We start from the raw sequence: 13294 nt of genomic DNA, 5'->3' as shown, positions 1-13294 counted from the left end.
CCCCTGTCGTTGCTCTACAAATGGTCATGTTTAACCGCACGACTTGGATAAGAAATCGAGAGTTGCATGAAGTCTTTTCAAACCGCGTTGATAGTAACGGCCTTTGCTCTTTGCGGGCTTGCGGGTACGACCGTGGTCGCCGAAGAAGCGACTTTGCCCGATGCGCCGGGCAAGGCGCAGGTCATGGAATCTTGCATGCAATGCCATGGCGCAGATGTCATCCTCGCCCGGCCACGCTCGCCCGACGAATGGTCGCAGACGGTCAGCCAGATGATAGGCTATGGCGCAACCCTGACGGACGATCAGTATCAAACGATCGTCGCCTATCTTTCGGGCAATCTGACGCCGCCCGGCGATGCATCCGCTCCGGCGCCAACCCCCAAGTCGGAAGCCACGCTGACGATTCCCAAGCATGTATCCGTTGCCGGCCCGACAAAAGAGCCGCGCTAAGCCGAGCATTATTATCTTGGAAAGTTGACCTAAAATGATCGCAAGCAATCGCACGCTCGCCTATGTCGCTTGCCTCCTGTCCTTGGGTTTGGTTACTTCGGCGGGAGTCAAGGAAATCCAAGTGTAGATGAAGAACAGCGGTAAAGAAGGCACGATGGTGTTCGAGCCTTCCTTCATAAAAGCGAGTGCCGGCGACGTCGTCACTGAACCGCGCCGGGTTTGCCGGAGGCTCCAACTTCTGAGTAAGTGGAGCCGATATGAGCAAAACGACGAAAAAGTTTGCACCTTAGGTTCGCGCACGGGCGGTGCGCATGGTGCTGGATCACGAGGCGGATCATCCCTCTCGCTGGGCGGCGATGATTTCTATCGCCGAGAAGATCGGGTGCTCGGCGCACACACTGAACGAGTGGGTAAAGAAGGCGGAGGTGGACAGCGGCAAGCGCGCTGGCGTGCCTACCGAGATGGCTGATCGGCTGAAGGCGCTGGAGCGTGAGAACCGCGAGCTGCGCCAGGCCAACGAGATATTGCGCAAGGCGAGCGCATATTTTGCCCAGGCGGAGCTCGACCGCCCGTTCAAACGATGACAGCCTTCATAGACGAGCATCGCGCGGAATATGGGGTCGAGCCGATTTGCAGGGTTCTGCCAATTGCCCCATCCACCTACCATGAGCGCGTCGCACAGCGACGTGATCCGGAGCGACTGTCAGATCGTGTCCGGCGCGATCAGGATCTGACGCCAGAGGTGGTCCGGGTCTTTGCCGAGAATTTCGGGGTGTACGGCGTGCGCAAAGTCTGGCGGCAGATGAACCGCGAGGGCTTTGCCGTTGCCCGTTGCACTATCGCGCGCCTGATGCGCGATCTGGGTTTACAGGGGGTGATCCGGGGCAAGCCCGTGCGCACCACGATCAGCAACAAGGTTGCGCCGTGCCCGCTCGATCATGTGAACCGGCAGTTCCATGCACCGGCGCCGAACATGCTCTGGGTGTCGGACTTCACCTAAGTCGCGACGTGGGCGGGCTTCGTCTATGTCGCCTTCGTGATTGATGTCTATGCTCGCTACATTGTGGGCTGGCGGGTCAGCAGGACTGCGCATGCCGGCTTCGTGCTGGACCACTGGAACAGGCTATCCACGAACGACGCCCTGTCCAACGTGGCGGCCTCGTCCACCACAGCGACCGCGGCAGCCAATATGTCTCCATCCGATACTCGGAGCGGCTTGCCGAAGCCGGGATCGAGCCATCGGTTGGCAGCGTCGGCGACAGCTATGACAATGCTTTGGCTGAGACGATCAACGGCCTTTACAAGGCCGAGGTGATACATCGGCGAGGACAATGGCGGTCCTTTGAAGCCGTGGAATATGCCACACTCGAATGGGTGGACTGGTTCAACAACCGCCGCCTGCTCGAACCTGTCGGCAACATCCCGCCTGCTGAAGCCGAAGCACAATATCATGCCATGCTGGACGACTGATCTGCCCCCCGCTGAGTGGCCCAGAGACTATGATAGTCTGGACCGCGAAAGGGACATTGAATGCCGAGCAAGAAGCACAAGCCGGAAGAGATCATCGGCAAGCTGCGTGAAGTTGAGATCGTGCTGGCGCAGGGGGCTTCGACCGCCGAAGCCTGCCGTCGGATCGGGGTCAGCGAGCAGACCTATTATCGCTGGCGCAAGGAATATGGCGGGCTGAAGACCGACCAGGCACGGCGGATGAAGGATCTGGAGAAGGAAAACCAACGGCTGCGCCGGGCGATCTCGGACCTGACGCTGGACAAGTTGATATTGCAGGAAGCTGCACGGGGAAACTTCTGAGCCCCGCGCGGCGACGGCGCTGCATCGATCATATACGACGGGATCTGCCAGTCCGGCTATCCGAGCGACGGATATGCCGGGTTCTGGGGCAGCATCGATCGACACAGCGTAAAGTGCCGCGTGGGGCGGATGACGAACAGGCGCTGACGGAGGACATCATCGCCTTGGCAAAGCAATATGGTCGTTACGGCTACCGCCGGGTCACGGCGTTGCTGTGCCATGCGGGGTGGACGGTGAACCATAAACGGGTCGAGCGGATATGGCGGCGCGAAGGGCTCAAGGTGCCGCAGCGCCAGCCCAAACGCGGGCGTCTATGGCTCAACGACGGATCATGCATCCGCCTACGGCCTGAGTATCCTGGGCATGTGTGGGCCTACGACTTCGTCGAGGGGCGCACGCATGACGGCCGCAAGTTCCGCATCCTGACGATCATCGACGAGGCCAGCAGGGAATGTCTGGCGCTTATCGTTGCGCGACAGCTCAAGCATGAGGATGTGCTGGCGGCCTTGGCGGACCTGTTCATCTCGCGCGGCCCGCCTGCACATATACGGTCAGATAATGGCGCCGAATTTATCGCCAATGCCGTCCAGCAATGGCTGCGGCAGATCGGCGTGAAGACGCTCTACATCGCGCCGGGATCGCCATGGGAGAATGGCTATAATGAAAGCTTCAATGGGTCGCTGCGCGACGAACTGCTCAATGGTGAAATCTTCTACAGCCTCGCCGAGGCCAGGGTGCTGATCGAAGCCTGGCGGCTGCATTACAACACCGTCCGCCCGCACAGCAGTCTTGGCTATCGGCCACCAGCACCAGAAACGGCGACACCGCCATATCCGGCCTCCGGTTCCGCTTCGCTCCACCTCCGTCCGGATATGGCGGCGATGAGCTTAATACATCTGTGGATGCCCCGATTAACGCAAGTGGTATTTGGAGGTAGGCACGTAGTCGGATGCTGCCATCTGTCCGGCCTCTCTGATGCAGCGATGATAGCTGCGGGCCCGTATGGGAGTTCGCGGACCGGAACCACATCACTAACGCGTGCTGATGAAGCACGGTGGATTAACCTGGTTCTTCCGACCCCGTCTCGCCGACTGTTGTGCCATACCCTCCTTCGACCGACTACGTTCCGACGACCTCTGGCCCGCCTTGGCTTACGCCGTCGCTGCGACCGGAGCTTTGTAAACTTCATCCTTCATCATCAGCGCCCAGACGATCCGTGCCGTCTTATTGGCCAGCGCGACCGTCACCAGCATACGTGGTTTGCGGGCCAGCATCTGCTCGATCCACGATCCCTTCGCCGGGCCTCGTTTGCTCGCTTGGAGCACCACCGCGCTACTGCCGTTAATCAGCAATCGACGTAGCGTGCGCTCGCCCATCTTCGAGATAGATCCCAACTTCTGTTTACCACCCGTTGAGTGCTGACGAGGGGTAAGGCCGACCCAGGCAGCGAAGTCACGCCCCTTGGCGAACGTTCCTAACGGCGGCGCAAGTGCGGTGATCGCCGTTGCGGTGATCGGTCCGATGCCAGGGATCGTCATCAGGCGGCGCGTGACCGTATCCTCCCGAGAGCGTCGCACGATCTCCTTGTCGAGCAGGGCAATTTGCCGGTCGAGCTTAGCCAGAGTATCGAGCAAAACCACGCACACAGACCGCACCCCTTCAGGCACTGCCGTTTGATCGGAGAGCAGCGCCCTGAGCTTTTCCAGATGCGCCAAGCCCTTGGGCGCGATCCAACCATATTCTGCCATGTGCCCGCGCAGGGCGTTGCTAATCTGGGTGCGTTGGCGGACCAGCAGATCTCGCCCCCGGAACACCATCGCAGCTGCCTGCTGTTCCTCAGTTTTCACCGGTACGAACCGCATGTTGGGACGCTGTGCTGCCTCGCAGATCGCCTCGGCATCGGCCGCGTCGTTCTTCTGCCGCCTCACAAAGGGCTTCACATAGGCCGGAGCGATCAACCGCACTTCGTGACCGAGCTTGAGCAACTCGCGCGCCCAGTGATGGGCTCCGCCACATGCCTCCAACACAATGAGGCAAGGCGGATGAACGGCAAAGAACGGCAGCAACTTCGAACGCGTAATCTTCTTACGCAAAATCGCATGGCCTGACGCATCTACCCCATGCGCCTGAAAAACATGCTTGGCGATATCCAACCCGATTATGGTAACTTCCGACACGGACGCCTCCCTCAAGTGGTGTTCAACACCTCCACTGTGGCACATCGATGCCGTCGGGGGGCGTCCACCCCATCACTAACAAACCAATCGGTCCACTCGGTGGGGGCAGATCACATCGGTAAGATCGCTTCCATAGCGAAGCTGTGCGCGGCTATGATGCGCGCGGGCGGTCGGGTTCCACATAATGGCTTCCAAGGTTGGTGTCGCAACCCCTCGGAATCATATCGAAACTTGGCTGTCCACCGTTACGTCAGCGTTCTGACACAGCCTCTAAATAAATAGGGATGGTCGATCATAAGAGATATGGATGATGCAATGCCTCCCATAATCCGATCAAAGCGAAACGAAAGTCGTTTCAGACGCTGATCTGATCGTACAAAGTTGCGATAATATTCTGATTTCCGATGCATGATCCGTATCGTCATGCGCTGCGCACGTATCTTCGATTAGGGTGATGGCTAGTCCTCTGTCATGTCCCTCCCGAACCGCGCTGCTCACGGCGAGCGTGGTGGAAATTCCAGATATATAAAGCTGCGTCACGCCCAGCCGTGCGATTTCCGCATCCAGACGGGTGCCGATGAATGGACTGACGCCATGTTTGACGATGTCGATATCAGCCGGAAGGGGCGCGATCGCGGGATGCACGGCGACGCCCGATGATCCCAGGCGCAACAATCCGCTGCCCTTGAAACTGGAAAATAGCGGAGACGCCGTCGGCGCTTCGGCAAAATCGCCTGTGAAGGCGACCCGGACATAGGCAACCGGCACGCCCGCCGCCCGCGCCTTTGCCAGGACAAGCGCACCATTTTCCAAAATGTGGCGGCGTGCAATCTGTTCCTTCATCGGCTCATGCGCCAGCAAATCGTGGATAAGGTCGATGACGATATAGAGGCTGGACATGGCAACTCCGATAATTCGGCCCGTCGATCAATGCTTTCTGGCAATATCCTCGAACAGGATCATGCCAAGCAGCGGGTCTTCTTTGCGCACCTTGCCGCCCATTGGATCGATCCGCACATCGATCAGGGCCGGGCCGTGGCTATCGCGCGCAGCGGTGATGGCGGCATGCAGGCCGTCCCGGTCGTCCACCACCCAGGCGGAACAGCCAAAGGCGCGAGCAACCCCGGCATAGTCGGACAGGCCCAGGTCGGTATTGACGGTGCGTCCATAGGCAATGGCCTGCCCATGATATTCCGTGCCCCATTTGCCGTCGTTGCTGACGAGAACGATCAGGGGCAGGGCGGCGCGCCGCATCGTGTCCAGTTCGGCCAGGAAGAAGCCGATCGATCCGTCGCCGGTGACGCATAGGGTCGGCGCGGCCAAGTCACCGTCCGCTTCCGCCCGTTCCGCTTCGGCCGCCGCCATGCCGATAGCGATCGGAAAGCCCGATCCCATCGCCCCCAGCGGCAGATGATCGGCATAGCTGCGCGGCCCGTGCAACCGCATGCGTGCGAAGGTGAAATTCAATATGTCAGCGCCGTCGCCTATAAGAATGCGATCCACTGGAAGCAGCGCATCCAATGCTGCGCCGATTTCGATCTGATGCAGGGGGGCACCGTCATCCAAGCAGAAGCCGTCAACTCTCGCCTTGCGTGCGGACAAGGCGTCTTCGATCCACTGCGCGTCGCGTGTGAAGTCCTGCTGTTCCAATGCGTCGGCAATCAGGGTCAGGCTATCGCCCATATGGGCGACAATGGGCAGGTCCACCGCCACATTGCGTCCGATCGCGGCGGGATTGTCGTCAATGTGGATGAAGCGCGCATTTTCGCCGAACCGCGGCGGCTTGCCATAGCCAAACCACATCGACATTTTCGCGCCGACCACGATCACCAGATCGGCAAGCGGCGCGGCCTTCTGCGCATAGGGCCAGGGATAGCCCAGCGGCGCAACCTCCGGCACGATGCCCCGGCCCAGACTATTCCCCAGCACCGGAATGCCCATTGCGGCGAGCCGATTGAGGCCGACTTCGCACCCACCGCGCGCCGCGCCGACATCAGTGACGATGATCGGCCTTTGCGCGCTGCCGATCAGCGCTGCGGCCTCCGCCACCTGCGCGTCGCGGGCGGGCGGGAGAGGCAGGGGAGGCTGTGATGGCAAAAGCACATCCGGCACAGTCTGCGTCATCATGTCCATCGGCAACACCAGCAGCGCCGGGCCGGGCACGCCCTCCGTCGCGGCCTTGCACGCGGCGGCGAAATATTCGCCCAGCCGATCGGCAGACGGCACGGTGCGGCTGAACTTGATGAAGGGCGCCGTCAGCTCATGTCGGTCGACGCTATAGGCGACCGCCGGCTCGATCCAGCTGTCGGGAAAGCGCGTCGCCAGAATCACGATCGGACTTTCCGACTGGGCGGCGGTCATGATGGCGGTCAGCGCATTTTGCATGCCTTGTTCGGCGATGATGCAGGCAAAGCCGATGCGCCCGGTTCGCCGGGCATAGCCGTCCGCCGCGCCGACCGTGCCGCTTTCATGCCGACCGCCGATGATGCGACCGCCCAGATCCTCGAATGCCATGAGCATGGGCGCGTGGGTGGCGCCTGCCAGCGCGAACAGGGTTCGTGCGCCGCTGGCATGGATTGCCTTCGCCAGCAGCGCTGCGCCGCTTATGTCCTGTCCGGTCGCGGTCATGGCTTTCTTGTCCCTCTATAGTGCGCCAACCCAGGCGCGTTCATTGTGCAGGCGCGTCTCATAGGCGGCGATGTCCGCTTCGCGCCGTTCGATCAGGCCGATTTCGTCCAGCCCTTCCAGCAGGCAATGGCGGCGGAACGGGTCCATGCTGAAGGGGAACAGGTCCCCGGCGTCGGAGGTCACAACATTGCCCGTCAGATCGACCGTCACCGATCCGGTCTGCGCCACTGTCATCAGCCGATCGATCGCCGCCTGTGGCAGGACGATGAGCGCAAGGCCGTTCTTCGCGCTGTTGCCGGAGAAGATGTCGGCGAAGCTGGGCGCGATCACGGCGCGCACACCCATGTCGAGCAATGCCCATGGCGCATGTTCGCGACTGGAGCCGCAGCCGAAATTCTCGCCCGCGATCAGGATCGGCGCATCCCGGTAACGGGGCTGGTCGAAAATATTGGCCGGGTCCTGACGCAACTGCTCGAACGCCCCCTGCCCAAGGCCGGAGCGGGTGATGACCTTCAGCCAGCGCGACGGAATGATGATGTCGGTATCGACATTCTTCGCGCCAAAAGGGATGGCGATGCCGGTTACGGAGCGAAAGGCGCGCATCAGGCGATCTCCATCTTGCGAATGTCGGTCAGACGCCCGGTCACGGCAGCCGCAGCGGCCATGGGCGGCGAAACCAGATGCGTGCGTGCGCCCGGCCCCTGACGCCCCACGAAATTGCGGTTGCTGGTGGAGGCGCAGCGCTCGCCCGCCGGCACCTTGTCCGGGTTCATGCTAAGGCACATGGAGCAGCCCGGCTCGCGCCATTCAAAGCCCGCGTCGATGAAGATGCGGTCCAGCCCTTCGGCTTCGGCCTGACGCTTGACCAGTCCCGATCCCGGCACCACCATCGCCCGCCGGATGCTCGCTGCGACCTTGCGGCCGCGCAGCACGGCTGCGGCGTCGCGCAGATCCTCGATCCGGCTGTTGGTGCAACTGCCGATGAAGACCTGATCGATGGCGATCTCCTGCATCGGCGTGCCCGGTTGCAGCGCCATATAGTCGAGCGCCTTGCGCATCGCGGCGGCCTTTGCGGGATCGGTGTCGATGGCGGGCACCGCGCCGTCAATGGGCGCGCTGTCCTCTGGACTGGTGCCCCATGTCACCGTCGGCGCAATATCGGCCGCGTCGATCTCCACCAGCCTGTCGAAAAGGGCGTCGGCATCGCTCTTCAGCGTCTCCCACCATGCCATGGCGTCATCCCATGCTGGGCCTTGCGGTGCGCGGGGGCGGCCCTGCACATAGGCGAATGTCTTGTCGTCGGGGGCCACCAGCCCGGCGCGGGCGCCAGCCTCGATCGCCATGTTGCACAGTGTCATGCGCGCCTCGATCGACATGGCGTCGATCGTCGATCCCATGAATTCGATCACATGGCCGGTGCCGCCGGCGGTTCCGATCAGGCCGATCAGATGAAGCGCCACATCCTTCGACGTGACGCCCAGCGCCAGCGCGCCGTTCACCCGCACCGCCATGTTGCGCGATTTACGCAGCAGCAGCGCCTGGGTCGCGAAGACCGTTTCGATCTCCGACGTGCCGATGCCGAAGGCCAGCGCGCCCAGCGCTCCATGGGTCGATGTATGGCTGTCGCCGCAGACCAGCGTGACGCCGGGCAGGGTGAAGCCCTGTTCGGGGCCGACGACATGGACGATCCCCTGTTCGGGCGCGGTCATTTCATAATATTCGATGCCGAAATCGCGGCAATTTTCCGCCAGCACCTGCAATTGCAACGCTGATTGCGGATCAGCGATCGGCGCATCGCGATCACTGGTGGGGACATTATGGTCGGGCATGGCCAACGTCAGATCCGGGCGGCGCAGCCTGCGGCCGGCAGCGCGCAATCCCTCAAAGGCTTGCGGCGTGGACACTTCATGGATCAGGTGGCGGTCGATGCCGATCAGGCAGGTGCCGTCATCCTGAACGGCGATGACATGATCGTCCCAGATCTTGTCGTAAAGCGTGCGTGCGGACATTGCGGGTCTTTCGGAAAAATGAGGGTCAGATCACGCCAGCGGCGGATAATCGGTCGATTTCGGCCTGATCCAGACCCAGCAGCGCGCCATAGATTTCGGCATTGTGCTGGCCGATCTCTGCCGGGGCGAGGCTGCGGATGCTGCCGGGCGTGTCGGACAATTTGGGGAAGCTGTTCTGCATCCTGAACTTGCCCCAGCGCGGACTGTCCATTTCGACCAGAGCCTCGCGCGCGGCGAAGTGGGGATCTTCCAGCATGTCGGCGGCGCGATAGATTTTGCCGGCAGGAATGCTGTGCTCGATCATCAACGCTTCCAGTTCGTCGACGGTCAGCGTGCGGGTCCAGTCGGCGATCAGGTCGTCCAGTTCGGTCTGGTGCCTGCCGCGCGCGACATGCGTGGCATAGCGTTCGTCGCCAGCCAGTTCGGGGCGGCCCATCGCCTTGCACAGTCGGCCGAAGATCGCATCCTGATTGGCGCCGATCAGATATTCGCCATCGCTGGTCGGATAGACGTTGGATGGCGCGATCCCTTCCAGAATGGAGCCGGATCGGGTGCGGACATGGCCCTGAACCACATATTCGGGAACCAGGCTTTCCATCACCTGCAACACGGCTTCATACAGCGCGCTGTCGACCACCTGACCCCGGCCCGTGCGTTCGCGGGCATGGAGCGCGGCCAGCGCGCCCATGCAGCCATAGGTCGCGGCCAGACTGTCGCCGATCGACACGCCCATCCGGCTGGGCGCCCGGTCGGGATCGCCCACGATATAGCGCCATCCGCCCATCGCCTCGCCAATGCCGCCAAAGCCGGCGCGTGACGAATAGGGGCCGGTCTGGCCATAGCCTGACACCCGCACGATGATCAGACGCGGGTTGATCGCGTGCAGATCGTCAGGGCCAAGGCCCCATTTCTCCATCGTGCCGGGCTTGAAATTCTCGATCACTATGTCGGCCGTGGCCGCCAGCTTGCGGACGATGTCCTGACCTTCGGGCACGCGCAGATTGGCCGACACCGATTTCTTGTTGCGGGCCACGACCTCCCACCACAGCTTGGCGTCGCCATGGCCCCAGTTGCGCATCGGATCGCCCTGCCTGGGCGGTTCGACCTTGATGACCTCCGCACCCATATCGCCCAGCAACTGGCCGCAAAAGGGGCCTGCGATCAGCTGGCCCAGTTCGATCACGCGGATGCCCGCAAGCGCGCCGGTGTTTTCCAAGTCCATCTCCTGTCAATCCCTCTGTTGAGCGGCGGGGAAGGGGCCGGCGCGGCTGACCATCGATGGCAGAGGCTTGCCCATGACATCGGTGAACCAGCGGTTTGCGGCGATCAGCGTATCGAGCTGGACGCCGGTCGCCACGCCCGAACGCTCCAACAGATATTGCACATCCTCGGTCGGCACATTGCCGGCGGCGCCCGGCGCGAACGGGCAACCGCCCAGACCGCCCAGCGACGCATCGATCGTCGCCGCGCCTGCCTCCACAGCGGACCAGACATTGGCGAGGCCAGTGTTGCGCGTATTGTGAAAATGACAGCGGATCGGCATGCCCGGAACCGCATCCCGCACCCGACCGACCAGCGCGGTCACTTCGGCCGGCACCGCGACCCCGATCGTGTCGGCCAGCGCGATTTCGCAGGGGCCAGCCTTTGCCAGCTCCACCGCCATCGCGACGACCCGGTCGGCCGAGACATGGCCTTCGAACGGACAGCCGAAGGCGGCTCCGATCGTCACCTGCGCGCTGCGTCCGGCCGCCTGCGCAAGGGACAGGATATGCTGCGCCACCTGCATGGATTCGGCGCTGGTCTGCCCTTGATTGCGCATTGCGAAGCTGTCGGTCGTGATGCAGACGGCCCCCAATTGGCCGACCTTGGTGGCCAGCGCGCGTTCGGCACCGCGAACGTTCATCACCAGCCCGATGCTGGTCACATCCGCCCAGTCGGGCAGGGCTGCGATCACCGCTTCGGCATCGGCCATTTGCGGTACGCGGCGTGGATTGGCGAAGCTGGCTACCTCGATCCGGCGGATGCCGGCGGCGACGGCGCGTTCGATCAGCGCGACCTTGTCGGCGGTCGACACGATCAGGCTTTCATTCTGAAGCCCGTCGCGCGGGCCGACCTCGACCAGTTCGATGCTTTTCACACCGCCTCTCCCGTCAATATTCGGCCATCAGCCGCCCATAGCCATGCACTTTGTCATGGATGCCATTGACCCGCAGCGCATGCCAGTAGGTCGCGGTGTTGATCGCGATCACCGGCTTGCCCAGCCACAATTCGGCGGCCGCCGCCAGCCGGATTGCCGACAGGTTGGTGCCGACCTGAATGATCGCATCGACATCGTCGCCGTCCAGCTGCTTCATCGTGTCGCGGATGCGTTCGGGCGTCTGTTCGGCGATGGCGATCCAGGACGGGCATTGTAGCGGAATGTCGCGCACCGTTTCATAGCCATAGTCGGACAGGAAATTGCGCACTTCGGCGTTGGCGGTCGGGAAATAGGGGGACAGGAAGGCGATTTTCTTCACCCCGCCATAGGCGGCCAGCGCGGCTGCCGTGGCTTCCGAGCCAGTCGACACTTTGAGGCCCGAAACCTCTTCCACATTCTCGCGCCATTTGCGGCCGCCTTCGGCCCCGCCGAAGAAGGTGACGGCGGACATGCCCATGACCAGATAATCGGGCTGACAGGTCAGCACGCCATGCACCGCATCGATCGTGTTATGGCTGATTTCCCAGGCGCCGGCCATGAAGGTCTCGTTCGACACCGCCTTGGCATTGTCGACGACGATGCGGCTATAATGGTTGGTGACGCCATGGGGGCGCAAATCGTCGAAGTCGGGCTGGACGATCGTGTTGGTCGACGGGCCAAGCACGCCGAACTTCATGCGCGGGCCAAGCGCATCGGCGCTGCGACGGACAGGGGCTTCACGGACAGGGGTTTCGATGGTCATGCGATGCTCTCCGCTTCTTCGAGACTCTTGAACATGGCCTGCTTGAGCAGATGATCGCGGCGCAGGTCCGGGTCGGCGTGGATTTGCGCCATGCGCTCGCGCCGCAACCGGCTGGCTTCGCCCGCGCCCTGCTCCATGAAGGCCATATTCTCGATCGTCTGGGCCTGAATGAAGTTGCGGGTCACGGTGCGCCGCTGCCGGTCGAAACGGTCGAGCAGCGCTTTGTCCCCATCCTGCCGCAAGATGGCGTAGAGCTTCTCGGTCAGGTTCCAGGCGTCATGAATGCCGCTGTTCATGCCGAAGCCGCCCAGCGGATTGTTGAGGTGCGCGGCGTCGCCGATCAGCAGCATCCGTCCCTTGACGAAGCGCTCCGCTACCCGCTGGTGCACGCGATAGATGGTGCGATGTTCAGTGACGACGGGGATGTTGCCGACGATGCGGCTGAAAACCTTGGCCGCGTTGGCGTCGGAAATCAGTTCCTCGTTCGTCAGGGCGCCGTCGGCCGGAACCAGCACGCGCCACAGCGTCGGCACGCGCAACAGCACCAGCCATTCGTCGGGATCGGAGATATAGTTTACATAGGACAGATTGGGGACATGGTCCTCGATCGGCAGCGCGGTCGACAGGCTGACGAATTTTTCCTCATAGGTGAAGCCTTCGAACGCGACGCCCATCTTCTCGCGCACGACCGATCGCGATCCGTCCGCGCCGATCAGGAATTTGGTGAAGACTTCCGTCAGGACGCCATTGTCCTCGATCGTCGCGATCACGCCGTCGGCGGTTTCGCGGGCATCCACCAGCCGCGCGTTGAACCGCATGTCGATTTTGGGATCGTCGATCATCCGCTGCGCCAGCAGATTGGCCATGTGAAATTGTTCGCATTGCAGGCGGAAGGGGAAGCGCGCCCGGTCCGCAATCTCGGCAAGGTCGAAATCGATCACGGCGCCGCTCTGGCGGTCGCGCATATGATAGACGGGGGCTTTCAGGCCCCGATCGATCAGGGGCGCGGCTGCGTCGATTTCGTCCAGCATCTCCAGCGTCGAGGCATGGAAGGTGGAGGCGCGCAGATCATGCGCGCAGGAGGATTGCGCTTCGCACAGCATGACATCGATGTTCATCGCCGCGAGCCGCGACGCCGCGATCGTGCCCACGGGTCCGGCGCCCACGACGAGGGCCTCTACTTTGCGCATTGCTTCCTCATTGTTCGAAGAACTGACCGATCCGCATTGCATCAGGGCGGGCGGGGGGCGAACCGCGCAGCCGCCAAATCATCGCCAGGCGA

At 62.4% G+C, this 13294-nt stretch carries 10 protein-coding genes, 2 pseudogenes and 1 other annotated feature; of the genes and pseudogenes, 3 read left to right on the top strand and 9 right to left on the bottom strand.

What is annotated here, in order from left to right:
- Positions 1-66: 66 nt before the first annotated feature.
- The 3 genes and pseudogenes from ACFOKF_RS21455 to ACFOKF_RS21445 all read left to right on the top strand — a co-directional run.
- The gene (locus ACFOKF_RS21455) at positions 67-450 is read left to right on the top strand and encodes a c-type cytochrome (protein ID WP_380798587.1); all 384 of its coding nucleotides are present in this window, start codon (positions 67-69) and stop codon (positions 448-450) included.
- A 311-nt stretch (positions 451-761) separates the two neighbouring features.
- Positions 762-1920: pseudogene (locus tag ACFOKF_RS21450) on the top strand (IS3 family transposase).
- Positions 989-1105 (top strand) — a sequence feature (AL1L pseudoknot). Its footprint overlaps the pseudogene before it by 117 nt.
- A 60-nt stretch (positions 1921-1980) precedes the next feature.
- A pseudogene (locus tag ACFOKF_RS21445) lies at positions 1981-3155 on the top strand (IS3 family transposase); the annotation flags it as partial.
- 255 nt (positions 3156-3410) lie between these two features.
- On the opposite strand, the gene ACFOKF_RS21440 reads toward ACFOKF_RS21445, so the two are convergent.
- From ACFOKF_RS21440 to ACFOKF_RS21400, 9 genes are all read right to left on the bottom strand, one after another.
- A complete protein-coding gene (locus tag ACFOKF_RS21440) occupies positions 3411-4436 on the bottom strand; it encodes an IS110 family transposase (protein WP_380795869.1) in 1026 nt (341 codons plus the stop codon).
- 333 nt (positions 4437-4769) lie between these two features.
- Entirely contained in the window at positions 4770-5336 is a 567-nt protein-coding gene (locus ACFOKF_RS21435) for a cysteine hydrolase family protein (protein WP_380798586.1), read from the bottom strand.
- 27 nt (positions 5337-5363) lie between these two features.
- Positions 5364-7064 carry a thiamine pyrophosphate-binding protein gene (locus tag ACFOKF_RS21430; RefSeq protein WP_380798585.1) on the bottom strand — a complete coding sequence of 567 codons (1701 nt, stop codon included), beginning with the start codon at positions 7062-7064 and terminating at the stop codon, positions 5364-5366.
- 15 nt (positions 7065-7079) lie between these two features.
- Positions 7080-7667: a 3-isopropylmalate dehydratase small subunit gene (leuD, locus tag ACFOKF_RS21425; protein WP_380798584.1), complete on the bottom strand. Its 588-nt coding sequence runs from the start codon at positions 7665-7667 to the stop codon at positions 7080-7082.
- On the bottom strand, positions 7667-9073 hold the full coding sequence (gene leuC / locus ACFOKF_RS21420) for a 3-isopropylmalate dehydratase large subunit (RefSeq protein ID WP_380798583.1): 1407 nt from the start codon (positions 9071-9073) through the stop codon (positions 7667-7669). Before leuC ends, leuD begins: the two co-directional genes overlap by 1 nt.
- 25 nt (positions 9074-9098) lie before the next feature.
- On the bottom strand, positions 9099-10295 hold the full coding sequence (locus ACFOKF_RS21415; RefSeq protein WP_380798581.1) for a CaiB/BaiF CoA transferase family protein: 1197 nt from the start codon (positions 10293-10295) through the stop codon (positions 9099-9101).
- A gap of 6 nt (positions 10296-10301) precedes the next feature.
- Positions 10302-11210 (bottom strand): hydroxymethylglutaryl-CoA lyase, encoded by a 909-nt coding sequence (locus ACFOKF_RS21410; protein WP_380798580.1) that lies wholly within the window; start codon positions 11208-11210, stop codon positions 10302-10304.
- Between the two features lie 13 nt (positions 11211-11223).
- Positions 11224-12012, bottom strand: coding sequence for a maleate cis-trans isomerase family protein (locus ACFOKF_RS21405; protein WP_380798579.1), 789 nt, complete (start codon positions 12010-12012; stop codon positions 11224-11226).
- Positions 12009-13202: an FAD-dependent oxidoreductase gene (locus ACFOKF_RS21400; protein ID WP_380798578.1), complete on the bottom strand. Its 1194-nt coding sequence runs from the start codon at positions 13200-13202 to the stop codon at positions 12009-12011. Before ACFOKF_RS21400 ends, ACFOKF_RS21405 begins: the two co-directional genes overlap by 4 nt.
- Positions 13203-13294: the final 92 nt, after the last annotated feature.

Origin of the sequence: Sphingobium rhizovicinum, assembly GCF_042647625.1 — a bacterium.
GTDB lineage: Bacteria > Pseudomonadota > Alphaproteobacteria > Sphingomonadales > Sphingomonadaceae > Sphingobium > Sphingobium rhizovicinum.
The sequence above is the reverse complement of the archived record's forward strand: the minus strand, read 5'-3'. Positions and strand labels throughout refer to the sequence as shown.